This window comes from Clostridium sp. DMHC 10, from assembly GCF_001270375.1.
Classification (GTDB): domain Bacteria; phylum Bacillota; class Clostridia; order Clostridiales; family Clostridiaceae; genus Clostridium_S; species Clostridium_S guangxiense.
Genome location: NZ_LGVB01000015.1, coordinates 846,847 through 869,939, shown reverse-complemented (window position 1 = coordinate 869,939; position 23,093 = coordinate 846,847). Strand labels below are relative to the sequence as shown.

Sequence of the window (23,093 nt, the reverse complement as noted above, 5' to 3'; positions counted from 1 at the left end):
AGTGGAGGTATTTATTAATGAGGAATTTAGTATTAATGATGCAATTAAAAGCAATGAATAAGGTGAATTCAGTAAAGGAAGCCTTAAAGAACAAAAGCGGTGAGGGCTTTGTTGATACCGCAGTAAAGATTCTAATGTCAGTAGTAATAGGAGCATTAGTTCTTGGTGGATTATATCTATTATTTAAGGACACAGTTCTCCCTACATTAACTCAAAGAATAAAAGATATGTTCAATTTCAAGGGCTAAAAAGTTATAAAAAAAGTAAAAAGAAAATATAAAAAGTGGAGGTATTTATTAATGAGAAATTTAGTATTAATAATGCAATTAAAAGCGATGAATAAGGTGAATTCAGTAAAGGAATCCTTAAAGAACAAAAGTGGTGAGGGTTTTGTTGATACCGCAGTAAAGATCCTAATGTCAGTAGTAATAGGAGCACTCGTACTTGGCGGATTGTATCTATTATTTAAAGATACAGTTTTACCAACATTAACTCAAAGAATAAAGGATATGTTTAATTTTAAAGGCTAATAAAACCGTTTAAAGGGCTTGCAAGTTTAAACTTCAAAGCCCTTTAAACTTGGAGGTGATGATGTTGGAGGCATTACTTGTAATGCTAATTGCAGGGATATTAAGTGGCTGCCTTGCATATGTAAATTCTCTTTTAAATGATCTTGTCCCTATAGCTCTTCATGCAGAAAAATATATGGATACTCTAATTGGTACAAATGGATTTACAGAAGTGTTTAATATATTTTTGGCTTTTGGTATATCCCTTATAGTGCTTAAATTTTTAAAGAAAGGTTTTGAGCAGTATGTGCTTTGGACTGAAGGTGATGCAGATGCAGATCCTTTAGTATTTCTCACTGGATTTTTTAAAGCGTTAGCAATAGCAGTAAGTTTTCCTACGCTATATCTTTGGCTTGCTACTATAGTTGAAGACTTAACAAATAAGGTAATAAATTTAATAAGTAAGGGAATGACAACAGATTTTTCAGCAGTAATAACAGGAATATCAAGTGCAGGACTATTTACAGCTATAATATCACTGATATTTTTCATATGTTTCTTTCTTTTATACTTACAGTTTTTAATGAGAGGTATGGAAATATTAATACTAAGGATAGGACTTCCCTTAGCCTGTGTAGGTATTTTAGATGCAGATAAAGGAGTATTTAGAACCTATATACAAAAGTTTTTTCAATCAACTTTAGCTGTGATGGTTCAGATAGTGCTTGCAAAGGTAGGAGTAGCATTAATGCTTAATACTCATGTGTTTTGGGGAATAGCAGCCCTAATGCTTGCCATAAAAACACCAAGATTCCTTCAAGAATTTATTATCGTATCTGGTGGTCAAGGCTCTGGATTAATGGGGAATATATATCAATCTGTAAGACTTGTACAGATAGCGAAAGGAGCTTTTAAGTAATGGATTTAGTAAAAGAAATGGCAGATGCTTTTATGGTATTAATAAGAGCAGGGGCAGTACTTAGAGTAATTTACTGTCTTATTCGTATGGGAGCATCTGAGGAAGAAAGCTCTATGTATAAGAAAAGAGCAAAAAACACAGCGATTTTTTATATAATAGCTGAGTGTATATGGCAAATTAAAGAATTAATAATGAACTATTATAGCTAAATTTTATCTTTAAGGAGTATTTCTATTTTAGAAACAAATGCACTAGGCTTAACTTCTAAACTATCACAAATATTAAAAACAACACTAAGAGTAGGCTTTCTTTTTCCTCTTTCTAAAAGGCTAATATAGGTTCTGTCTAAATTACATTTATCTGCTAATTCTTCTTGAGAAAGATTTTTTTCAGTTCTATATTCCTTTAAAACAATAGCTAAAGCTTCTTCTAAAAGCATTACAATCATCCCCTTCTATATAATTGTCAAAAAAAGCGACAAGAAGTCCACGGACTATAGTCTACAAATGATAAAATATATGGTATAATATCTCAATACGATATTATTATGGAAAATATGGGGTGAAGGGTATGAAAAAGAGTGTAGAATATATAAATAATGAAATAGAAAATTTAAGAATTGTTTTAAATGAAATATGTGCCTCTATAGATGATGAAAGTCTTACGGAAGAAATTTTAGATATAAGCAGACAAATGGACAAACTTATAATTGATTATATAGAAGCAAATAAGGAAAATAGTAAAAATGAAATAAAAATGGAGGATGACAATGGAGCAACTTGAAAAAGAAACTTTATATATACCACTGGGACTTAAAACAAGAACAGAAATTTTTGAAGGTTTTGGGAAGGAAGAACTTTTGAAATCTATGGGATCTACCTTTGTTGCAGCATTAATTGATATAGTAGTGTATATAACAACAAGGAGCACAGCATTTTGTGTGGTGTTCCTTTTAACATCCATCGCAGGTTCAATTATGATGCTTACAAAAGATAAGACTAATATTTCAGTAGTAGATCAGATAAAATTCATGGTTAGATTTCATAAATCTCAAAAGGTTTATAGATACAAATATTTGGATGAATGGAATATAAGCACCTAACATTTACTTAATTAAATGAAGGGTGTTTTAATTTTGACTGAAAGAAAGGTGAAAAGTTAGGGATGGATATATTTGTTCTTAAGGGTATCTTGTATGTCTTAATTTTAGCCTATGCAAGTTTTTGTGATATAAAGACTAAAACTATTCCAGATAAGGTTCATATCTTAATAATTATTGTAGCATTAATCGATTTTAACATTTTAGATTCAATAATAGGATTATTACTTATACCTATTCCATTTTTTATTACAGCTTTAATAAAAGGTGGAGGTATAGGTGGTGGTGATGTTAAGTTTATGGGAGCTAATGGATTTTTTCTTGGATTGAAGGGAGGGCTTGTTGGAAGCTTTTTAGGGCTTATCATTGCTATAACAGTAAATAAAATTTATTACAAAATTAGAAATAAGGATATTAACATATCCTTTCCATTAGCACCTTATCTTTCGGCAGGGTGCTTTTTAACATATTTATTATTTTGAGGAGGAATTTTTGAATGAAAAAAATTTATTAAAAAACAGAACGGTAATAGGACTTTCAGCTATAGTTTTATCTCTTATTATATGCTTTGGTATAACACCATTATACAATAATGCACTACAGTCAAAGGTCAAAATAGTGAGGATAAGTAAAGATGTCCCTAAGGGAGAAATTATAAGTGCAGATAAGGTTGAAATTATAGAAGTTGGTAGTTACAATTTGCCAAAGGAAGTTATAAAGAACAAAGAAAATGCAATAGGCAAATATGCTACAGCAGATTTAAGTAAAGGAGATTATATTTTAAGTAGCAAGATTTCAAATAGTCCCTTAGCAGAAAATAAATATCTATATAGTCTTGATAGCAATAATCAGGCGATATCAATAAGCATAAAAAGTTTTGCTGCAGGGCTTTCAGGAAAACTTCAAACAGGAGATATTATTTCTATAATTGCATCAGATTATGGTGAGCTTAGAGAAACTGTGATACCAAAAGAGCTTCAATATGTAAGAGTCCTTGCAGTAACTACTAGCGAAGGAGCAGATAGGGTTTATAATCAAAAGCAAACAAATGAAAAAGATAAGGAACAAGAATTGCCATCTACTATAACTCTTTTAGTAAATAGAACTCAAGCAAAGTTGCTTGCAGATCTTGAGCAAAAAAAAGTAAAATCCATGTGTCCTTAATATATAGAGGTTCAGAGGAAAACTCTCAAAAATTCTTAGATGAGCAAAAGAAGCTTATAAATGATAATAAAGATAGTAGTACAGGAAATATGAGTAATACAGATAACTCAGTAAGTCAGGGGGCAAGTACAAATGAACAATAATAAAATAATTGCTCTTTGGGGAAATCCTGATGCAGGAAAAACTACTGTAAGCATTAAACTTGCTAAAGAACTTTCTACAAAAAAGAAAAATGTTATAGTTGTGCTTTGTGATGTGCTTTCACCAAGCATTATGACAATATTACCCTATGCAAAAGAAGAAAATAAATCTTTAGGTAGCATATTATCAGCTCCAGAAATAACTCAGGAAGATATTTTATCAAAATGCATTACCTTAGAAAAAAATCCTTATATAAGTTTCCTGGGATATTCTCAAGGAGAGAATATATTTACTTATGCTTCTTATTCAAAGGAAAGAGCAGTAGATTTTTTAATACTTCTAAGGCATCTTGCAGATTATGTTATTATAGATTGTTCAAGTGTTTTTGCCTATGATACCTTATCAGCAGTAGCACTTGAAATGGCAGATAATGTAGTAAGGCTTTGCAGCAGTAATTTAAAGGCAATATCCTACTTCGCTTCTTATTTGCCACTGCTTGCAGATAGAAGATTTAATGTAGATAAGCATATTAAGGTTTTATCAAAGGTAAAGGAGAAGGAACCAAAGGATCAGATAATAGAAATGTATAGAGGGGTGAGATATGAGCTGACCTATACAGAAGAAATAGAAAATCAATTTTTATCAGCATCTCTTTTTAACCAGCTAAGGGATAAGAATAGCTTAGAATATGAAAATACTATAAGAGCTTTAAGTAATTATCTTATAGATGAAAAAGAGTATACTGTAGAAACTAAATCAAAAATAAAAGAGATTTCTTTATTTAAAAAAGCTTTTGGGAAGGGAGGAACTAATTCATGAATAATGCAGCTTTGTTTTTCAATACAGGGAAAAATTTAAAAGAATTCCAAGACATACTACAGGATGTACAGGAACATATTTCAAATAAATATTCAAATCTTATTTCAAATAACCCAAATGAGCAGAAGGAGCAAATAAAATCCTATATTTCAAAATATATTATGGACTATTCCTTAGGGGTAGAGGGATTAAGTTTTGATGAACTTGTAGAAAAACTTTATTCAGAAATGGCAGAGTTTTCATTCTTAACAAGGTATTTATTTAGAAAAGATGTAGAAGAAATCAATATAAATCAGTGGAGAGATATTAAAATAACTTATACTAACGGAGAAATTCTGCCTACAAAAGAGAAATTCAATTCACCTGAACATGCTATAGATGTAATAAGAAGACTGCTTCATAAGTCGGGAATGATTTTAGATAACTCTCAGCCCATAGTAAGAGGACATTTATCAAATAAAATAAGAATAACTGTATTTGGTATTGGTGTTATAGATGATGATAAAGGAATTTCAGCTTCTATCCGTATTGTAAATCCTCAAAAATTAGCTAAAGAGAACTTTATTAAAAATGGCACAGCTACAGAAGAAATGTTGGATTTTTTAAGTATATGCTTAAGATATGGCATAAGTATGTGTGTAACAGGAGCAACGTCTTCAGGTAAAACTACCTTAATGAGCTGGCTTTTATCTACAATTCCAGATGATAAAAGAATATTTACCATAGAAAATGGAACAAGAGAGTTTGACCTTGTGAAAACAGATGAAGAAGGAAAGGTAATAAACAATATAGTCCATACAGTTACAAGGTATAGTGAAGATAAAAAGCAGAATATAGATCAAGAAAAGCTCCTTGAAAGTGCTTTAACTTTTAACCCTGATTATATATGTGTAGCTGAAATGAAGGGAGAAGAATCCTTTGCAGCTCAGGAGGCAGCAAGAACAGGACATGCAGTAATAACTACAACCCATGCAAATTCCTGTGAGGCTACCTATTTTCGCATGATGACCCTTTGTAAAATGAAATATGATATAAATGATGACACCTTATATTCTTTAGTTACAGAAGCTTTTCCAATAGTTTTGTTTACTAAAAAGCTTGAAGATAATTCAAGAAAAGTAATGGAAATTACAGAGTGTGAAATACTGCCTAATGGTAAAAGGCAAATTCACACTCTTTTTCGTTATCATATTAAAGAGAATACAGTAAAAATGGAAAAGTTAAAATAATAGGTAACTATGAAAAAGTAAAGGATATATCAAAGAATCTTCAAAAAAGGCTTCTTGAAAATGGAATGCCATTAAGTGTACTAGAAAGCTTGCTTTCTAAAAATATAGTAGAGGAAGGTGAAGAAAAATGACCTTATTAAAATTAATAGCTTTCTTAGGAATAATTGCAGGGAGTTTTATATTACTTTCCTTGTCACCCTTTGAATTTTTTGAAGCTATAGCAAATAAATTTAAAGGAAAGAAAAAAACTATTAAAACAAAGGTTAAAGAAGCCACAAATAAGAAAAAGCCAAGAGGAATAAAGCTTCTTCTTGAAGAAACTAAAGAAATAATAAAGATTACAGGAAAAACAGAAAAAGTTTTATACTCTATGTGTAGCTTCATTTTTCTTATTTTAATGGGAGTTATTGTAGCTGTATCTATGAATAACTTCTTTTTAGTTCCAGTGCTCTCTATAGGCTTTTCGCTTGTACCCTTTTGGTATATAAAATTCACAGCAAACTTTTTTAAAAAGCAGTTAAATGCTGAACTTGAAACAGCTCTTTCAGTAATTACCACATCCTATATGCGAAATGAAAGCATAATAACCGCAGTAGATGAAAATATAACCTATCTAAATCCACCAGTATCAGATGTTTTTAAAGGCTTTTTAACTCAAACAAAGCTTATAAATTCTAATATGAAAATAGCATTAGAAAACCTTAGGAGCAAAATAGATAATGATGTATTCAGAGAATGGGTGGATGCAGTAATAGCCTGCCAAGAGGATAAAAACTTAAAAACCACCTTAACACCAATAGTGTCAAAGCTTTCAGATATGAGAATAGTAGGAGCTGAACTTGATTATCTTCTTTATGAACCTATGAAAGAGTTTATAACTATGACTATACTTTTAATAGGAAATATTCCACTAATGTATTTTCTAAATAAGGAATGGTACGAAACGCTACTATTTACTGGCATAGGGAAAGCAATACTTGCAGTTTGCATAACTGTCATATTTATATCATTAGCAGCAGTAATTAAATTAACTAAACCAGTGGAATATAAGAGATAAGACATTGACTAAAGTTATCGTATATGATAACATATAATTAATAAATGCATATATTATAAAGAGGGAGATATAAACGTGGATTGGAAGGTTGAATTCTACCAAAGAGAAAATGGTAATATCCCTGTAATGGAATTTTTATCATCACTCTCACCTAAAATGAGAGCAAAAGCATATAGTGAAATAGAACTTTTAAAGGAGCATGGCATTTATTTAAAAGAACCTTATGTAAAACCATTAAAGGGGAACAATATAAAGGAGTATATGAGTTAAGAATAAAATTAGGATCAGATGCATCAAGAATATTTTATTTTACTTATCATAGAGACACTTTTGTATTGTTAAATGGATTTCTTAAAAAAACAGATAAAACGCCAAAGCTAGAGCTTGAAAAAGCAAAAAGGTATAAAGAAGATTTTGAAAAGAGGTGTGAAGATGAGTAAAGCAAGTGTTGATTTTTCAGTAATTAAAAAAGAACTTATGAAGGATAATGAGTTCAAAGATGAGTATGAAAAACTAAAACCACGCTATGAGCTTATTTCAGAAGTAATAAAAGCAAGAAGAGAACTAAATTTAACTCAAGAAGAATTAGCTTACCGTATAGGAACTCAAAAATCAAATATTAGCAGGCTTGAAAGTGGAAACTACAATCCCTCTTTAGACTTTCTTAGCAAGCTTGCAAAAGGATTAGGAAAAGAAATTCATATTGAATTAAGGTAATGTAAAATAATTGGAACACGCAAGGCAAAAGCTTTGCGTGTTTTTGTGTGAGGTGAAATTAATATATGTTAACAATACTATTTATATTTTCCTGTCTATTTTCATTTGGAGTATACATGCTAATGGCAGATTTATTAAAACTCCCTAGTTTAAAAGCTTCAAAGGCAGTAATAAGCATAAGCAGGAGAGAAAAGAAAAAGACACACAATTCGGAACTATATATATTACAGCTATCAACTAAGCTATCAAAAATTATAAAGCTTAATGAGTATAAAAAAAGAAAACTTACAGCAATTTTAAAATCCGCAGAAATAAATTTAACTCCAGAAACCTATATTGCAAAAGCTTATGTTAAAGCAGGTTTAGTACTATTTAGTATTATTCCTGCTTTATTTATTTTACCAATAATAACTCCAGTAATCTTATTTTTAGCTATAGCAATATATTTTAAAGAAATTAAGGTGGCTGAGGATAAGGTTAAAAATCAAAGAGAGGAAATAGAATATGAACTTCCAAGATTTACTGCTACTCTAACTCAAGAGCTTAAAGCAAGCAGAGATATACTGTCTATTCTTGAAACTTATAAGCAAAATGCAGGAAAAGCCATGAAAAGAGAACTTGAAATAACTGTTGCAGATATGAAATCAGGAAGCTTTGAGGGAGCACTTACAAGGTTTGAAACAAGACTTGGAAGTTCAACACTTTCAGAGGTCGTAAGAGGGCTTATAAGCGTACTTCGTGGTGATGATGGAGTGGTATATTTTCAGATGTTATCCCATGATTTAAAGCAATTAGAACTTCAAAGGCTTAAAACACTAGCAGCAAAACAGCCATCAAAAATAAGAAAATATTCCTTTGCAATGCTTATGTGCTTTGTACTAATGTATCTTGCTGTAATGGGGATTCAAATAATGAAAACCATGGGGCAATTGTTCTAGGAGGTGGTGCAGTGATTAAACTTTTAAAAGAAAAGAAAGGCGAAGGATATATTGATACTGTAGTTATTATAATTGCAGCTATGATGGTTATTGCTTTTGCAGTAAAAATATTTCCTGTATTTGTGGCAAAAAATCAATTAAATACTTATGCCAATGAAATTATGAGAACCGCAGAAATTTCAGGAAGAGTAGGTACGGAAGTAAGTGCGAAGGTAGAAAGTTTAAAAGATCAAACAGGAATAAGTCCTGCTATATCATGGCAGGTAAATTACATTAGTGGAACAAATAAAGTACAGCTAAATGATGAAATTACTGTAACAGTTACTAAAACGGTGGATATAGGGTTCTTTAGTTTTGGCTCTTTTCCTATTGAACTTAAATCTAAAGCTACGGGGAGGAGTGAAGTGTATTGGAAGTAAAAAACATAAGAAGGATATTGAAGGAGAAAAAAGGAAATGCTCTTTCTCTTGCTTGTGCAATAGTTTTATCACTGATAATAATATTTAGTGCAGTATCAGAATACATGAGGCTTCAAATTATAGCAAAGGGAGTAAGGGATGCACTTCAAACTTCTGTAATAGCTGTGGCGACTCAAAATTATGATGATGTATATAATGGGCTACGTGAAGGATATAGTGGAGGCTATAATCTAAACCAAGCTAATTTATGGGAGAGTAAAGTAGATACAGGAGATATATTTACTTATCTTGATAATCTTTTAGGTTTAGAGAAAAATGGTGTATATCACATTAAATTTACGGGAAAAGAGACAGAATATAAGCTTTCAGATCTTAAAATAAATATTATAAATACACCATTAGCACCGTTAAATCCTAATACTTCAAATAAATTTCAAGCTCAAGCTACTATCCATATTGAAGTGCCTTTATCTTTTGGATGGGATAAGCTGCCACCACTACAAATAAACTTAAAGGTCAATGCAGGGTATACTTCTAAGTTCTAAAGTTAATCACATATCCACAAGAGAGGATGTGGACAACGTGTGAATAAGTAAAAATAAAAAAATAAAAAAACATCTGGACAAAATACAAAAAGTGTGTTTATTTTTTAACAAGGGCAGAAAAACCCGTTATGTTGAAAAAAATTAAGGGAGTGAATGTGGATGAAAAAACTTAATTTTAATGTAAAGAAAAATTTAACTGTAACACTTCTTGTTGTTTTAGCTATAGCTCTTGGAGCAGGCTTAATAAGTTATGTAAATAAAACACCTAAAAATAAAGAGGATAAAGTCTTATCAGATATTAATAAGGTAGATGAAGTTAAGGTAGAGGAAATAAAAACAGAAAATGAAGAAAAAGCTAAAGTACCAGTTATTAATGCTGCTGATAGTACAGAAAAATCCTCTCAAAATAATGTTGTAAGTAGTAATACTGAAACAGTACCTAAAAAACCAGAACCACCAAAGGAAAAACCTAAGACTACAGATGATATAACAAATAAAAATAAAGTACCTACTTATCCTGAAAAAGCAGTAAAACCACAGAAAGAATCAAGTCCTAAGGGAGGAGAAAAAAATAACAAAGGACAAGTATATGTTCCAGGGTTTGGTTGGGTTAACGATGAAGGTGGTGGTGGTCAAGGAACAAATGTAACATCTGATGGTGATATTAATAAGCAAGTGGGTACAATGGATTAGTTTAATAAAAAAGTATTTTTAGAGAGTATGGTTAAAATCTGTACTCTCTATTTTTTGGAGGTGTAAGCTTATGAAAAGAGTAACAGCATTTTTACTTTGTTTAATGTTAATAATTTTTTCTGTACCTATAAGTGTATTTGCTGAAGGAGATGGAAACTTTGACGGCGGAGGAGGTGGAATGGGAAATGGATCATCTCAAAACTTTTGGAATCCAGGGAATGATGGGGTAAGGATTACTGTTATCAGGTGTAGAGATCAAATGCCAGTAACTACACCTATTGATTTCTCAAATAAAAATCAAAATAATATAAAAATACATTTTGGAAAGAAATCAAAAATTCAATATAGAAACGGAAGTTCCTTGCAAGCATACACAAGTGTGTATAACTATTATATTCCATCTCAACCTATGCCAAGGATAATTGGTTCAAGTAGCTATACTATAAATATTGAAGCTACTAAAAAATACTTTTGTTCTGAATATGCTCTAAGGTTAATTGCAAGTCTTACTGGTATGAATTATGAAAATCTTATAAGCGGAGATTATAAAATACTTATTGAACCTATAGCTTACATGACTTTTCAAGGAGTGTATATGGCAATGACTGCACATGAAGCAGCATTATATGATGAAAAGCTCGGTGGAGGATTAAGAGCAAAGATGGTAAGTTTATCTCATAAGAATTTACCCCTTGCGTTGTTTTTACAAACTTCTGATTTAGGGTTTGCTGCTTGGTCAGGATCTAGTAATCAAAAGGTATCAAATACTCAAATAAAAGCTTATTTAGGGCTTGGTGTTATAAGGTTTAGTGAGGCGGATAAGGGAGTAGATATTGATAGTAATTCCTATGAATATAGATGTGACACAGATGTTATTACTTCAATAACTGTAAATACAGATAGAAGAAGAACACCTGACAATCCTGTATCTGTAAGCTTTAGAGTAAATGGACAAAACTACACTGTAAGTAATATTTATATTCCAGAAGGAGAATCTCAAAAGGTTTGGTTTAAATGGCACACTCCCAAAACACCACAAACATTAAATATAGATGTAAGTATAAGTGGAGCATCTGCAAATAAAGCAAATATTACAGCCAAAATAGTAGACCTTAAAGAAAATACTCCACCAAATCCTACTGCTAATGATAAGAACCCAAGTTTTAAAGCTTCTAGTATTCCAAGTAAAGCTCCAAAAACTTCTGCTACATGGGGAAAATGGGATTGTTATTGGGAACCTAAATGGGAATGGCAGGCAAACTGGAACTGGGTTAGTACAGGTAAAAACACTGGATACTGGGTTGATAATGGTCATTGGGTTGATAGAGGAGATTGGAAATATAAATGGATAAGTTACTATGCTTATCTTTCAGCCAATATGAACCTTCAGCCAGATGCTAAAGTCCCTACAGCCTATTCAAAAACTATGAAATCAGGATATGGAATAAACTTAAATGTAACTTCTAATCTTAGTTCTAATGCTCCAAGCTCATCCATAACAGGTGCTCAAAATGTTATTTCTTATTATCCTGAATTTAATTATAAAACCTATAATAGAGTATTAGAAATGATAACAGCAGGTTATTCCTCAAGTTTTCAGCTTAGAAAAAATAAATATTCTACCTATAATCAAAGAGTACATTTTACTCCAATATGGTATCCAGATGGAATCTATTCTGTATATGCAGAAGTAATAGATGCATGGACGCCAGAGGGTATGCTTTCAGTTAATTTGAATGATTATGTAAACATAAAAGGCAGCTTGTATGACGATTGGCATATAGGCCCACAGTTTTAGGGTGAAACTTATGCGATTTAATATAATTTATGCTGATCCACCTTGGAGCTATAAAGTATATTCTAAAAAAGGTAGAGGTAGATCTGCTGAAAATCATTATAATACTATGAGTCATGAAAACATATACAATCTTGACGTAGCAAGTTTAGCTATGGAAGATTGTATTTTATTTTTGTGGGTTACTTTTCCTAACTTACTTGTAGGTCTTGAAACTATGAAAAGATGGGGATTTACTTATAAAACTTTAGGGTTTTGCTGGGTAAAGAGAAATAAGAAAAGCCCAAATTGGTTTTGGGGACTGGGATTTTGGACAAGAGCTAATCCGGAAATATGCCTAATTGGAACTAAAGGTCACCCTAAAAGAATATCAAAAGCAGTTCATTCAGTTATAGATTTACCTATTGAAAAGCATAGTAAAAAACCTGAGGAAGTAAGGAAAAGAATAATTGAGCTTTGCGGAGATTTACCAAGAGTTGAACTCTTTGCACGAGAAACTCATGAAGGATGGGTTTGTCTTGGTAATGAAATTGATGGTTTAGATATTAGAGAAAGTATTAAAAAAGTAAAGGAGATGTAAAAACTTATGAGAGTATTAATAGTTCAACCTCAAATAAGGCCTTATGTTGCAGAAATAGAAGAAGGTTTACAACCTATGCAGGAGATAGTTGGAGGCTCAATTGAAATGGTAGACTTAGATGATAATACAAGCCTTGTTTGTAATGAAGAAGGTAAAATAAGAGGTCTTGAAGGAAACAGACGTATCGGCAGAGACATAATTGCTGGTACGTTTTTTCTTTGCGGCTTTAATGAAGATGGAGCATCTATTTCACTAACAGATGAGCAGATTTCAAAATACTATGAAAGGTTTAGAGAACCAGAGTATTATTCTCGGGAAGAAGTAGAAGACTCAGCTTTTATGGATGTTTATGTACCAGATTATGAAGATGATATGGAGATATAGGAGGGAGAATACTTGAAGTTTATTGATTTGTTTAGTGGTATTGGCGGATTTAGATTAGGACTTGAATTGGCTGGACATGAATGCGTAGGTCATTGCGAAGTAGATAAATTTGCAGATAGAAGTTATAGAGCTATGTACAGTTGTGAAGGAGAGTGGTTTATTAATGATGTCAGAAAAATCAATCCAAAAGAAATGCCCGAATTTGAATTGCTCTGTGCAGGATTTCCTTGTCAAAGTTTCTCAATTGCAGGAAAAAGGAGAGGATTTGAAGATATTAGAGGAACTATGTTCTTTGAAATTGCCAGATTGGTTAATGAAAGAAAACCTCCACTTCTTCTTCTTGAAAATGTCAAAGGACTGCTATCGCATGACCAAGGCAGGACTTTTAAAACCATCCTCAGTACACTTTATGAATTGGGGTATGATGCTGAATGGCAATTGCTTAACAGCAAAGATTTCGGAGTGCCACAAAACCGTGAAAGAGTGTTCATTATTGCACATATTAGAGGAAGAAGTTTCACAAAAATATTTCCTATCATCAGTTGCAACCCAAAAACTCTTAAGCAGCTTATAGGAGGTAAACAAGGACAAAGGGTATATAGTATAGATGGTTTAAGTACAACATTAACTTCTCATGGAGGCGGTCAAGGAGCAAAAACAGGATTATATTTTGTTGACTTAAATTTAAAACCTCAAGTAACTGAAAATGCAAGATGTATAAAAGCAAGATATAATTCTGGAATTACAAATAGAGCTGCAGATAATAGTGGAGTTTTAGTTATTCCAAGAGCTGTTCTTACCCCAGAAAGATTAAAAAAAACGTCAAAATGGGCGTAGATTTAAAAATGAAAATGAACCAATGTTTACTTTAACAACACAAGATAGACATGGAATATTATTGGGTGGGGCGATAAGAAAACTTACGCCCCTTGAATGTTTTAGATTGCAAGGATTTTCTGATGAATTTTATTATAAAGCACAATCAGTCAATTCAGATAGCCAGTTATATAAGCAAGCTGGTAATTCAGTTACCGTTTCAATAGTATATGAAATTGGCACAAGATTAAGAGTAGAGTGACTAGAATTTTAGATAATATGCACTGCTTAAAGAATAGCAAAAATGAGGATTATGAAAAAAAGATATTAATATTAAAACATGAAAGAATTAAAGAAGGATTAAAGCTATAGGAGGTGCACCATGAAACCTATTATACCAATTGTTATGTTATTGCTTTGTTTAATTTGTGGAGGTTTAACACTGTTATTTTTAAAGAAGAATAGTAAAAGAACAAAGGTTACAGAAAATAAAGAGCAGAAAACTGCTAATGAGTTTGTAAATGTAAAAGATGTTAAAGAACGCTATTTATATACACGAGATGGCTACATTATCATGTATATAAAAATTAATCCTATAAGCATTGATTTGCTATCAGAAAGAGAAAAAAAGCTTTATGTAAGACTCTCACAGCAGAACTTTCAAGTGAGCAAAAGCCTTATAAGTTTTTAGCAGTATCAAGACCAGTAGATATTTCACCACTTATAAATGAGTATACTGGTATTATTTCAAATAGCTCAGATCAAAAGCAAAAGGATTTGTTAAGAAATGAAATGCTTGTAATGAGTAATTATGCCTTATCTGGAGAAGTTGTTGAAAGGCAGTTTTATATAATGCTTTGGGAAAGGTATGAAGAAGATATAGAAAGAGAAATATCTAAAAGATGCTATGAATTTAAGTCAAAGCTTGAAAGTGGAAACATACAATGTGAAATATTAAAGCAGCAGGATATAGTAAGGTTATGTAATCTTGTAAATAATCCAGCTTATACAAATATAGAGGATAGTGAGTTTGAAGCCACTATCCCTATTTTTTAATAGAAAAGGGAGATGTGAAAATGATAAAAAATAAAAATACCTTAAATCAAGAAATATTATTAAACAAATCCTTGCTAAATATAATAACTCCAATGGGACTAGAAATAAAAAGAAACAGCTTAGTTATAGGCGAAAATACGGGAAAAGTATATGGAATAGTTAAATATCCTCAAAAAGTTGATTATGGATGGCTTTCTAAAATTACAAATATACCAAGTACTATTGTCAGTATAACCTTTAAACCTATTGATAATTCTTCTTTTATCGAAAGTCTTTCAAGAAATGTAATACAAAGTCGTGGGGCAGCAGAAAGTGCCAAAGATCCACTAGCTCAGAAAAGGGCAGAACGTTCAGCTTTAGATGGAGAAAAGATAATGGTGCAAATAGATCAAAACGGTGAAACAGTTGGACTTATGGGAATTACCATTATGCCAATATCAAGAGAAGATGAAAATTTCAATAAAGTTTGCAGAAAAACTGAAAGTACCTGTGCCATGAGTAAATGTAAACCAAGAAACCTGTCAAACTTGCAAGAACAGGCATTTAAAAACTGTTCACCATTCTATACTTCAGATGAAAATATAGAGCAGATAGTAAGCAGAATAGTTCCTTTATCCACCTTCGTAGGTGGATTTCCTTTTTCATCAAGCGGTTATAATGATGGAACAGGTTATTATTTTGCAAGGGATTCTAGTGGTGGATTAATTATACTGGATACATGGAAAAGAGGAAATGATAGAACCAACACTAACATGGTTATAATGGGCATAGCAGGGGTTGGAAAGTCTACAGCAGTTAAGCATATAGCTTTATCTGAATATATGAAAGGTACTAAAATTATATTTGTAGATCCAGAAAGAGAATACAAAGAGCTATGCGAAGCTTTAAATGGAGATTGGATTAATGCAGGTGGAGGCAGCAATGGAAGAATAAATCCACTCCAAATAAGACCAACACCAGTAGATGATAATGATGAAGTTTATAAAGATGAAGGTCAAGGTATGGGTGATATGCTCTTTATATTAAGAATTTAGAAATATTTTTTAGTCTATACATTCCATCCTTAACAGATAGAGAAAGAGCTATTCTTAAAGATTGCTTAATTGAGCTATATAATAACTTTGGCATAACTTGGGATACAGATATAACCAAACTTAGTAATGAAGATTTTCCTATGTTTTTAGACTTATATAATTTGATAGATAAAAAAGCAAAAGAAAAACAAGAAAAGAAAGCGAAGCTAATATTTATGATGACCTTGCACTGCTTTTAAAAGATATAGCTATGGGAAGTGATTCTTTTCTTTGGAATGGATATAGCTCTATTAAGACTAACACAAGATGTATTTGTCTTGATACCCATGATTTACAAAATACTAATGACAATATTAAAAGAACTCAATATTTTAATATTCTTACCTGGTGTTGGCAGGAGATGAGCAAAGATAGAAATGAAAGAGTATTGTTAATATGCGATGAAGCTTATCTTATGATTGATACCAATGTACCTCAAAGTCTAGTATTTTTAAGAAATGTTGAAAAGAGAGCAAGAAAATATGAAGCAGGAGTTGCTATAATAAGCCATTCAGTTGTAGATTTTCTTGATTCACAAATAAAAATGTATGGACAGGCACTTCTTGATATACCTTGCTTTAAAATCATAATGGGTACAGATGGTAGAAATCTACAAGAAACAAAGGAACTTTACAATTTAACAGATGCAGAAGAAGAGCTTCTTGCAAGTAAAAAGAGAGGCAATGCCTTATTCATGATTGGGTCTAAAAGACTTCATGTTGTGTTTGAGATACCTGAATATAAATTTGAGTATATGGGGAAAGCTGGGGGAAGATAAATAATATAAGAGTAATATTATTAAACTATGGAATTTATCGACAATAAAATAAATTTCAAGTAAAATAATAGAATAATTAGACAATTTATGATAATATAGTTTATGAAATTAAGGAAGGTGACATATTTATGGGATATAAATCAGAAGGAACTAAAAAAGCTGAAATAAGTATGAGATTTTCAGAGTTTGAAATGCCTCCTATGCAAGACATATTAATTGTTGGTAAGAAAGCTCCAATAGGTCCAGAGGCTGCTAGAAGAATGGTAGATATATTATCTCCTGATCAATATGAAATAGTTAAAATAGAACATCAGTGCGTGGAAGCAATAGTTGTTAGAAGGACTATCTTAAATATGCTTCCGCAAGATAAACTTATTCCAATAATAATGGAGGAGGTTGAAAGGATTGCTAATGAAGATATGATTATAAAGGCGCAAGTTAATATAACTATCAATGTTAGCAAATCTATAGATTTATGATACAAAGGGTTTTAGATATAATAGATAAAAATTTTTTATAAAGTAAGACGTATTAGATGGAGTAAAAAAAGTTCAGGAGATTTTTTTATCAAAATAACATAGAGTGTTCTGCCGTTTATGATAAGAAAAAGTTAGTGGGAGTCTTAACTTTAAGAGAATTAGGAATTGCAAATCCTAACAGAATAGTTGCGGATGTTATGACTAATAGATATATTTGCGTAGGCTCAGAAACCTCTACATGGGAAATTAAAAATTTATTTGATTTTAATCAGAACATAGATGTAATATTTGTAGAAGATAATAGTAAAGTTGTAGGGGTTATTACGAAAAGTCAATTAAAGATAGAATTGGGAAGACATATTGATTTACTAACGGGTTTATATAAAAGCGATTATTTATTTTATAATATATATAGTTTAATAGAGCAAAGAAAAGAAGTTTCATTAATATTTATAGATTTAAATAATTTTGGATATATTGATAAGAAGTTTGGACACATAAATGGAGATAAAGTTTTGAAAATTGTGGCAGATTTACTTAAAAAAAATATACAACCAGATAATTTTTTATGTAGATATGCAGGGGATGAATTTGCAATTTTGACTACATATAATGCGAATAAATGTAAAATTCTTTCTAAAAAAATAGTAACGGCAATAAAAGATTATAATTATCCTTATAATATTCCAGTTTCAGCATCTGTTGGCATAGCATGTTGTAATTTCAGTGACAGAATAATTGACGATAGGATAGAAACAATAAGAAATTTAGTAAATGTAGCAAGTTTAGCATCAACAAAAGCAAAACAGAATAATAATGATCATATTATTATTGAAGATTTTGAAACAGGTATAACGGCATAAAATCTTAATAAATCTATAGTATAGTAACAATCTTAATAAATCTATAGTATAGTAACAATTTGTATATTAGTTTAGAGATGGATATGTAATAATTCAATCCTTCTTTTTTAGTTTAAAAATAATAATGGAGGCGGGTTCTATGCTATTAGATCCGAAATCAGCAGCTACAATTGCTAAAATAGTAATTCAAGCTGCAAAAGATGATGAAACCAGAAATAAAATAATTTTTATATCACTGGCACCGATTATTTCGGTGCTTTTAATTTTGGCTTTTATTGTATATATTCTTACAAATCCACTTGAAATGCTGAGTAGCATTTTCTTTGGAAATGAGTTAACACAGATTAAAAATATAAGAAGCCAGTATGGATATGAACAGTTGATAAATCCTAATGATAATAGCTATTTAGAAAGTAGTGGATTAGACTTTTCAGGAGTATCTTTTAAAGATGGAGTAACAGAAGTGGTTTATTATAATCAAGCTGATGAAAGGTGGAAGGACAAGCCTTATGGGAGAACAGGTACTATAGGAAGGAGTGGTTGTGGTCCGACTTCTCTTGCTATAGTTGTGTCAAGCCTTACAGATAAAAAAATTGATCCAGTTCAAATGAGCACATGGGCTTATGAAAATGGTTATTACTGCGAAGGGGTGGGTTCTTATCATACTTTAATACCTGATGGAGCAAAACACTTTGGACTTTCAGTAGAAGGTTGTACTTCTAGTCAACCACAAAGAATTATAGATGCACTTTCCGCAGGAAAACTTATAATTGCCATTATGGCAAAGGGTCATTTTACTAGCTGTGGACATTTTATTGTTCTTAGGGGAGTAACAGAAGATAAAAAGATTTTAGTTGCTGATCCAGTAAGTAGGACAAGAAGTGAAAAAAAGTGGGATTTATCAATGGTATTAAATGAAGCAAATAAAGGAGCAGATGCAGGAGGTCCATTTTGGATAATCAGTAAACAATAAATAGAAAGGGGTAGAGTACTTTGAAAAAGAAGTTATTAATAGAGCTATTTATATATATTGTAATTGTGGTTATAGGGTTTATTTTACTATTTACTTATAAACCTAAACACAAACCTATAGACGTACCAGCAGACTATAAAGTGGCAAGGAGTGAGGGCAGTGCTTTTGTATCTATCAAGCAGTGAAAATATAGGATTATTTGATTTTTTATCTAAGGAAAAAGGTATGGTTATTAAAAAGCTTTCGGGGGAATTCTATTTGAAAAAATTTGTAATTCATGATATGAGAAGCTTAAGTCACTACTCTTATTTTGCCATTGATTTAAAAGCTCTTAAAGATACCGAAAATGAAATAATTGAAGCAATAACAGCCTTTAAAGCCATGTATGATTCAAGAATAATAATCTTTGCTGAAGGATTAAAAAGAGAAGACAAAATAATATCAAACCTTATAGAAGAAAAAATCTATAATGTTATAATTTCTAAAGAAATACAAGAGATTAAAGATGAAATATTAAAATGTTTAAGCAATATAGGAAAGACAGAGGAAGATTGGAACATAAAAGAAATTCATGAAAATCAGTATATATTTAATCATAAAAATATAAAAATAGCAGTTGCGGGAGTATCATCAAGAGTTGGTACAACTACAACTGCTTTTAATATGGCAAGATTTTTATTTAATATTGGAGCTAAGGTAAGTTATACAGAAGCTAATGACAGTGGGCATTTAAAAGAAATAGCTGCTTATTATGAATTTTTAAAGGTAGAAAATTATTATAGATACAAAGGAGTTGAATACTATCCTAATAAGCAATTTCCTAATGATGTAAACTATCAAATCTTTGATTTAGGCAGTTTAAATAAAGGGAATATAGTAATATTTAAAAGCTGTAATATTAAAATTCTATGCAGTGGAAGCAAGCCTTATGAGCTTATAGAAACATATGAAACAACTAATTCTGTAAAAGATTTTAATTATAATATTTTGTTTACTTCAGTATCTAATGAAGAGAATTTTAAAATAAGAAAAAGCTTTGAAAATAGTAATGATAATATACATTTTCTTAAATATTCACCAAGTTTATTTGATGGAAAGATTAATGAAGATATATACAAAGAAATAATTAATGCATTTATTACCTAAAATTGAAGAGAGGAGGAGCTATTGTGAAAAAAGGAGAAATGCTTGATAAAGTATATAAATCAAATCTACCAAGCAGAGCAAAGCAAATAATGTTTTATCTTATAAATAGAGCCAATGCAGAAGGAACCTGCTTTCCTTCTGTAAAAACTATAGCTAGTGACTGCGGAGTATCAGAAAGAACTATACAAAGGAACATGAATATTCTTGTAGAACAAGGATTCATTCTTAAAGAAGAAAGATATAGGGATAATGGGGGACAAAGTTCTAATCTTTATAGACTTCAAATGGAGTCTGAAAATAATAATAATATTAAACCTAGTGCTAATAAAAAGAAATTTGATGAAAAAAAGCTAAAAGATATTGAAGTGAAAGAGGAGACAAGCAACATAAAGAATATTGAAGCAATAAGTTTTGAGGATTATATAGAGTCAAAACTAATAGAAACAAATAATATAGAGGAATTAAATCAAAGTATAGCAAGTATTTCAATCCAAAGACCTTTGAAGTATATAAATTTTATAAACAAAGGAAAATGCCACCCTATGCTTTTCTATAGAATAAACAGAAGAATTAATAATCTTAGAACAATACTGACATTAAATTCTCTATGTCATGGGGTGGGGGACAATTTGTACCCTCCATGAACTATACAATATAAGAGTTATAGTGATATTGAAAGATAAGTATATATTTATAATTGGCAATAAATGATTGTAAATTAATATGAGTTCAATGGAAATATTTAAGGTATAAAAAACATCAAAATACTTTAATATTTAGAGTGTAAAATAGTCTTTGTAAACTTCAGAAGATGATATAATAAATTATCATATTGAAGGGAGTATAGACTATGTCTTTTTCTAAGGATGAATTAAAAAAATATTTTATAAGGATTCAAATATAAAAACATCTGAGGATACTCAAAATGTATTGTTAGATTTGTTTGTATGGTTGCTTCAGCCGATGATTAAAGGAGAAATGGGTGAACATCTAGGATATGACAAAAATAACTACCAAAATAAGAATCATAAATTAAAAAAAGATAAATAATGTTGTATAAGTATTAGAAATAAAGGCTTTAAATTTGAAAGTTTTTATTTTTTATTATGCGTTGACAAAATATAGCCATAAGGAATATACTAACTTTATAACGATTTAATTATATGGTTATATTTCCGGAGGATAATTATGAATCAACAAGAAGTAAGTGTTAGAATCTTTAAAGCATTAGGACATCCTATAAGGTATAAAATAGTAAAGTTTTTGTATGATGGACCAAAGTGTGTATGCAAATTAAATGAAAATATAGAGTTTAGTCAAGCTAATTTATCTCAGCATTTAAAAATACTTAAAGAGGCTGGTGTATTACTATCTGAAAAGGTAGGAATGGAAACTCATTATAGAATTAGTAGTGAGGAAATAAAAAATATTATAGATAGTGTAGAGAAGTATGTTATGAGTTACTCTGATAACTCTAAATAGAATATATTAATAATAAATTTAGGAGGGTAAGATTATGGAAATTAAGATATTAGGAACAGGATGCTCAAACTGCAAGAAGCTGGAGGCTAATGCTAAGGAAGCTGTTGTAGAACTTAAGGTAAAGGCTAAAATTACGAAGGTAGAGGATATTAAAGATATTATGAAATATGGAGTTATGAGAACACCTGCTTTAGTTGTTAATGAAAAAGTAAAAATGTATGGTAAAGTTTCCACTGTTGATGAAATTAAGAAATATATTAACGATGAAAAATAATGGTGTACAATATTAAAACTGGACTTAACCCTATATTATAGGATAAAAGTCCATTATTTTAAAACACTATATAAGTATTTAATTATAAAGTTATAATTTAGATGGAGGGATAGTATGTTTACACTTATACAAATTTTTGCTGATTGGCTTATTTATACTGTGTTTGGACTTGTTAAAGAAAGTAAACTTGGTAGTTCTTTGAATTTCTTTGTATTTGATACTATAAAGATATTTATTTTATTGCTAATTATTATCTATGTAATCACTTTTATAAGGAGTTTCTTTCCTCCTGAAAAAACAAGAAAGATACTTGCAAGAAGTAAAGGAAGTACATTTATAGGACATATTCTTGGGGCTTTACTTGGTATTGTTACTCCATTTTGCTCATGCTCTGCAGTTCCACTTTTTATAGGATTTGTTGAAGCAGGAGTACCACTTGGAGTTACATTTTCCTTTTTAGTGGCCGCACCAATGGTAAATGAGGTTGCATTAGGGCTTTTATATGGTTTATTTGGAATAAAAATAGCTCTAATTTATGTAGTTTCTGGTGAAATTATAGCAATAGTAAGTGGTATCATAATTGGAAAACTAAAAATGGAAAAGCAGGTAGAAGATTATGTCTATGAAATGCAGGTTAATTCTGATGTAGAATTACCTAATCCAACTACAAAGGAAAGACTATTAGACTCATGGAGCTTTACAAAAGATTTAATAAAGAAAATATGGATATATGTGATAATTGGTATTGCTATAGGTGGCTTTATGCATGGATGGATTCCAGCAGGGGCATTGGCAAAATATGCTGGACAGAGTAATCCATTTGCAGTATTTATAGCTGTACTAATTGGTGTTCCGTTATATTCTAATGCTGCCGGAGTTATACCATTAGTTAGTGAACTTACAAGAGCTGGGGTTTCCATGGGAACTTCTCTTGCATTTATGATGGCTGTAACAGGATTAAGCTTACCAGAGGGGATTCTTTTAAGAAGAGTTTTAAAGCCTAAATTATTAGCAGTATTCTATAGTATTGTATCTGTAGGAATTATATTTATTGGATATCTATTTAATTTCATAATTAAATAGTGGGTTCTATACCAGGGCTATTAGCATATTTAGTCCTGGTAATTTAAATGAAATTGTTGGGC

Annotated in this window: 35 protein-coding genes and 2 pseudogenes; 36 read left to right on the top strand and 1 reads right to left on the bottom strand. The window is 30.7% G+C overall.

What is annotated here, in order from left to right:
* Window positions 1-17: 17 nt before the first annotated feature.
* From AGR56_RS06085 to AGR56_RS06070, 4 genes are all read left to right on the top strand, one after another.
* Window positions 18-248 carry a DUF6133 family protein gene (locus tag AGR56_RS06085; protein ID WP_053241517.1) on the top strand — a complete coding sequence of 77 codons (231 nt, stop codon included), beginning with the start codon at window positions 18-20 and terminating at the stop codon, window positions 246-248.
* A 51-nt stretch (window positions 249-299) separates the two neighbouring features.
* Entirely contained in the window at window positions 300-530 is a 231-nt protein-coding gene (locus AGR56_RS06080) for a DUF6133 family protein (protein ID WP_053241516.1), read from the top strand.
* Window positions 531-594: 64 nt separating this feature from the next.
* Window positions 595-1,428, top strand: a complete 834-nt coding sequence (locus AGR56_RS06075) for a conjugal transfer protein TrbL family protein (RefSeq protein ID WP_053241515.1) — start codon at window positions 595-597, stop codon at window positions 1,426-1,428.
* Complete coding sequence (locus tag AGR56_RS06070) at window positions 1,428-1,637, top strand: hypothetical protein (RefSeq protein ID WP_053241514.1); 210 nt, start codon at window positions 1,428-1,430, stop codon at window positions 1,635-1,637. The genes AGR56_RS06075 and AGR56_RS06070 overlap by 1 nt, the downstream gene beginning before the upstream one ends.
* Here AGR56_RS06070 and AGR56_RS06065 read toward each other — a convergent pair.
* Entirely contained in the window at window positions 1,634-1,867 is a 234-nt protein-coding gene (locus tag AGR56_RS06065) for a helix-turn-helix transcriptional regulator (protein WP_053241513.1), read from the bottom strand. The two genes, AGR56_RS06070 and AGR56_RS06065, sit on opposite strands and share 4 nt — an antisense overlap.
* A 131-nt stretch (window positions 1,868-1,998) precedes the next feature.
* Here AGR56_RS06065 and AGR56_RS06060 point away from each other — a divergent pair, with 131 nt between their 5' ends.
* The 32 genes and pseudogenes from AGR56_RS06060 to AGR56_RS05930 all read left to right on the top strand — a co-directional run bounded on the left by AGR56_RS06060 (window position 1,999) and on the right by AGR56_RS05930 (window position 23,031).
* Window positions 1,999-2,211 carry an aspartyl-phosphate phosphatase Spo0E family protein gene (locus AGR56_RS06060; RefSeq protein WP_053241512.1) on the top strand — a complete coding sequence of 71 codons (213 nt, stop codon included), beginning with the start codon at window positions 1,999-2,001 and terminating at the stop codon, window positions 2,209-2,211.
* Window positions 2,198-2,530, top strand: coding sequence for a hypothetical protein (locus AGR56_RS06055; protein WP_053241511.1), 333 nt, complete (start codon window positions 2,198-2,200; stop codon window positions 2,528-2,530). The genes AGR56_RS06060 and AGR56_RS06055 overlap by 14 nt, the downstream gene beginning before the upstream one ends.
* A 62-nt stretch (window positions 2,531-2,592) precedes the next feature.
* Entirely contained in the window at window positions 2,593-3,009 is a 417-nt protein-coding gene (locus tag AGR56_RS06050; RefSeq protein WP_053241510.1) for a prepilin peptidase, read from the top strand.
* A gap of 10 nt (window positions 3,010-3,019) precedes the next feature.
* Window positions 3,020-3,691 carry an RcpC/CpaB family pilus assembly protein gene (locus AGR56_RS06045; protein WP_242851343.1) on the top strand — a complete coding sequence of 224 codons (672 nt, stop codon included), beginning with the start codon at window positions 3,020-3,022 and terminating at the stop codon, window positions 3,689-3,691.
* Window positions 3,682-3,834, top strand: coding sequence for a hypothetical protein (locus tag AGR56_RS21485; RefSeq protein WP_242851342.1), 153 nt, complete (start codon window positions 3,682-3,684; stop codon window positions 3,832-3,834). Before AGR56_RS06045 ends, AGR56_RS21485 begins: the two co-directional genes overlap by 10 nt.
* Window positions 3,824-4,651 (top strand): ParA family protein, encoded by an 828-nt coding sequence (locus AGR56_RS06040; RefSeq protein WP_053241509.1) that lies wholly within the window; start codon window positions 3,824-3,826, stop codon window positions 4,649-4,651. The genes AGR56_RS21485 and AGR56_RS06040 overlap by 11 nt, the downstream gene beginning before the upstream one ends.
* A pseudogene (locus tag AGR56_RS06035) lies at window positions 4,648-6,011 on the top strand (CpaF/VirB11 family protein). The gene AGR56_RS06040 and the pseudogene AGR56_RS06035 overlap by 4 nt, the downstream one beginning before the upstream one ends.
* On the top strand, window positions 6,008-6,937 hold the full coding sequence (locus tag AGR56_RS06030; RefSeq protein WP_053241508.1) for a hypothetical protein: 930 nt from the start codon (window positions 6,008-6,010) through the stop codon (window positions 6,935-6,937). Before AGR56_RS06035 ends, AGR56_RS06030 begins: the two are co-directional and overlap by 4 nt.
* Before the next feature lie 75 nt (window positions 6,938-7,012).
* Window positions 7,013-7,207, top strand: a complete 195-nt coding sequence (locus tag AGR56_RS21480; RefSeq protein ID WP_242851341.1) for a type II toxin-antitoxin system RelE/ParE family toxin — start codon at window positions 7,013-7,015, stop codon at window positions 7,205-7,207.
* Window positions 7,171-7,377, top strand: a complete 207-nt coding sequence (locus AGR56_RS21475) for a type II toxin-antitoxin system RelE/ParE family toxin (protein WP_347460515.1) — start codon at window positions 7,171-7,173, stop codon at window positions 7,375-7,377. Before AGR56_RS21480 ends, AGR56_RS21475 begins: the two co-directional genes overlap by 37 nt.
* On the top strand, window positions 7,370-7,654 hold the full coding sequence (locus AGR56_RS06020) for a helix-turn-helix transcriptional regulator (RefSeq protein ID WP_008423823.1): 285 nt from the start codon (window positions 7,370-7,372) through the stop codon (window positions 7,652-7,654). The genes AGR56_RS21475 and AGR56_RS06020 overlap by 8 nt, the downstream gene beginning before the upstream one ends.
* A gap of 65 nt (window positions 7,655-7,719) precedes the next feature.
* Entirely contained in the window at window positions 7,720-8,592 is an 873-nt protein-coding gene (locus AGR56_RS06015) for a hypothetical protein (RefSeq protein WP_053241507.1), read from the top strand.
* A gap of 11 nt (window positions 8,593-8,603) precedes the next feature.
* A complete protein-coding gene (locus tag AGR56_RS06010; RefSeq protein ID WP_008423827.1) occupies window positions 8,604-9,011 on the top strand; it encodes a DUF4320 family protein in 408 nt (135 codons plus the stop codon).
* Complete coding sequence (locus tag AGR56_RS06005; RefSeq protein ID WP_008423829.1) at window positions 9,002-9,556, top strand: hypothetical protein; 555 nt, start codon at window positions 9,002-9,004, stop codon at window positions 9,554-9,556. Before AGR56_RS06010 ends, AGR56_RS06005 begins: the two co-directional genes overlap by 10 nt.
* Before the next feature lie 159 nt (window positions 9,557-9,715).
* Window positions 9,716-10,249, top strand: a complete 534-nt coding sequence (locus tag AGR56_RS06000; protein WP_027626224.1) for a DUF6550 family protein — start codon at window positions 9,716-9,718, stop codon at window positions 10,247-10,249.
* A gap of 70 nt (window positions 10,250-10,319) precedes the next feature.
* Window positions 10,320-12,047, top strand: a complete 1,728-nt coding sequence (locus tag AGR56_RS05995; RefSeq protein WP_053241506.1) for a hypothetical protein — start codon at window positions 10,320-10,322, stop codon at window positions 12,045-12,047.
* Window positions 12,048-12,057: 10 nt separating this feature from the next.
* The gene (locus AGR56_RS05990) at window positions 12,058-12,624 is read left to right on the top strand and encodes an MT-A70 family methyltransferase (protein ID WP_053241505.1); all 567 of its coding nucleotides are present in this window, start codon (window positions 12,058-12,060) and stop codon (window positions 12,622-12,624) included.
* A 6-nt stretch (window positions 12,625-12,630) separates the two neighbouring features.
* On the top strand, window positions 12,631-13,008 hold the full coding sequence (locus AGR56_RS05985; protein ID WP_053241504.1) for a DUF3846 domain-containing protein: 378 nt from the start codon (window positions 12,631-12,633) through the stop codon (window positions 13,006-13,008).
* Between the two features lie 12 nt (window positions 13,009-13,020).
* Window positions 13,021-14,086 (top strand): annotated as a pseudogene (gene dcm / locus AGR56_RS05980) (DNA (cytosine-5-)-methyltransferase).
* 120 nt (window positions 14,087-14,206) lie between these two features.
* Entirely contained in the window at window positions 14,207-14,515 is a 309-nt protein-coding gene (locus AGR56_RS23285; protein WP_347460405.1) for a hypothetical protein, read from the top strand.
* Window positions 14,516-14,601: 86 nt separating this feature from the next.
* Window positions 14,602-14,880, top strand: coding sequence for a hypothetical protein (locus tag AGR56_RS23280; RefSeq protein WP_347460404.1), 279 nt, complete (start codon window positions 14,602-14,604; stop codon window positions 14,878-14,880).
* Window positions 14,881-14,900: 20 nt separating this feature from the next.
* A complete protein-coding gene (locus AGR56_RS23275; protein ID WP_347460402.1) occupies window positions 14,901-15,914 on the top strand; it encodes a DUF87 domain-containing protein in 1,014 nt (337 codons plus the stop codon).
* A gap of 250 nt (window positions 15,915-16,164) precedes the next feature.
* Complete coding sequence (locus AGR56_RS23270) at window positions 16,165-16,731, top strand: type IV secretory system conjugative DNA transfer family protein (protein ID WP_347460401.1); 567 nt, start codon at window positions 16,165-16,167, stop codon at window positions 16,729-16,731.
* 128 nt (window positions 16,732-16,859) lie between these two features.
* Window positions 16,860-17,210, top strand: coding sequence for a hypothetical protein (locus AGR56_RS05965; RefSeq protein ID WP_008423847.1), 351 nt, complete (start codon window positions 16,860-16,862; stop codon window positions 17,208-17,210).
* A 134-nt stretch (window positions 17,211-17,344) separates the two neighbouring features.
* The gene (locus AGR56_RS05960) at window positions 17,345-18,073 is read left to right on the top strand and encodes a GGDEF domain-containing protein (protein ID WP_242851340.1); all 729 of its coding nucleotides are present in this window, start codon (window positions 17,345-17,347) and stop codon (window positions 18,071-18,073) included.
* Between the two features lie 139 nt (window positions 18,074-18,212).
* On the top strand, window positions 18,213-19,046 hold the full coding sequence (locus tag AGR56_RS05955; protein WP_053241503.1) for a C39 family peptidase: 834 nt from the start codon (window positions 18,213-18,215) through the stop codon (window positions 19,044-19,046).
* A gap of 20 nt (window positions 19,047-19,066) precedes the next feature.
* Window positions 19,067-19,231 carry a hypothetical protein gene (locus tag AGR56_RS20730; RefSeq protein WP_198149947.1) on the top strand — a complete coding sequence of 55 codons (165 nt, stop codon included), beginning with the start codon at window positions 19,067-19,069 and terminating at the stop codon, window positions 19,229-19,231.
* Entirely contained in the window at window positions 19,206-20,192 is a 987-nt protein-coding gene (locus AGR56_RS05950; protein WP_053241502.1) for a hypothetical protein, read from the top strand. Before AGR56_RS20730 ends, AGR56_RS05950 begins: the two co-directional genes overlap by 26 nt.
* Window positions 20,193-20,215: 23 nt before the next feature.
* Entirely contained in the window at window positions 20,216-20,836 is a 621-nt protein-coding gene (locus tag AGR56_RS05945; RefSeq protein WP_053241501.1) for a helix-turn-helix domain-containing protein, read from the top strand.
* A gap of 544 nt (window positions 20,837-21,380) precedes the next feature.
* A complete protein-coding gene (locus AGR56_RS05940) occupies window positions 21,381-21,674 on the top strand; it encodes a metalloregulator ArsR/SmtB family transcription factor (protein WP_053241500.1) in 294 nt (97 codons plus the stop codon).
* Between the two features lie 34 nt (window positions 21,675-21,708).
* Entirely contained in the window at window positions 21,709-21,948 is a 240-nt protein-coding gene (locus AGR56_RS05935) for a thioredoxin family protein (protein ID WP_053241499.1), read from the top strand.
* Between the two features lie 114 nt (window positions 21,949-22,062).
* Window positions 22,063-23,031: a permease gene (locus AGR56_RS05930; RefSeq protein WP_053241498.1), complete on the top strand. Its 969-nt coding sequence runs from the start codon at window positions 22,063-22,065 to the stop codon at window positions 23,029-23,031.
* Window positions 23,032-23,093: the final 62 nt, after the last annotated feature.